Source organism: Thiolapillus sp., from assembly GCF_048562965.1.
Lineage (GTDB): Bacteria > Pseudomonadota > Gammaproteobacteria > Chromatiales > Chromatiaceae > Thiolapillus > Thiolapillus brandeum_A.
The window spans coordinates 1-559 of the sequence record NZ_JBHNMF010001558.1 but is presented as its reverse complement, the minus strand read 5'-3'; the positions used below and the strand labels follow the sequence as shown (position 1 = coordinate 559).

At 46.3% G+C, this 559-nt stretch carries 1 tRNA gene; it reads left to right on the top strand.

Annotated features, from left to right (window positions below):
• The first annotated feature begins 302 nt into the window (after positions 1–302).
• A tRNA-Arg gene (locus ACOCD2_RS25495) sits at positions 303–379 on the top strand.
• Positions 380–559: the final 180 nt, after the last annotated feature.

Here is a 559-nt window from a genome sequence, read left to right as displayed (position 1 = left end):
AGTATGAACAAAATAGCAACTTTATTTCACCCGAAAATATACGGTGGAACAATGTTGCTTACTCTAAACTCTAGTATGTCTTGACAGTTTCATAATCCTGAAAATAGTTCCCCTGTCCGCGTGTTCCAGATTCCTGTAAAGATTCAAACATTTATGGGGCATCATGTGGCCGCTATTGTTGGGGGGATGGTGGGGAAAGAGGGTGGCAGGAATGATGGGTGGGGGAACTATCCGGGCAATCGTGGCGCAACGATTGGGGCATATAGCCGGATTACCCCGGTTCCTGTAGAATTGCCGCGATTGTCCCCGTAGCTCATCAGGATAGAGCACTGGCCTCCTAAGCCGGGGGTAGCAGGTTCGAATCCTGCCGGGGACACCAAATTACCGGGAATCAGATTCCAAAACGGTTCCAAATATTTTTAGCTACTGAATAAGGCAACCTAGAGTTTAGAGTAAGCAACATTGTTCCACCGTATATTTTCGGGTGAAATAAAGTTGCTATTTTGTTCATACTGCCCGTTAGAGCTTGTTCTATACGCTGATTGCTGCATCCTGCTCA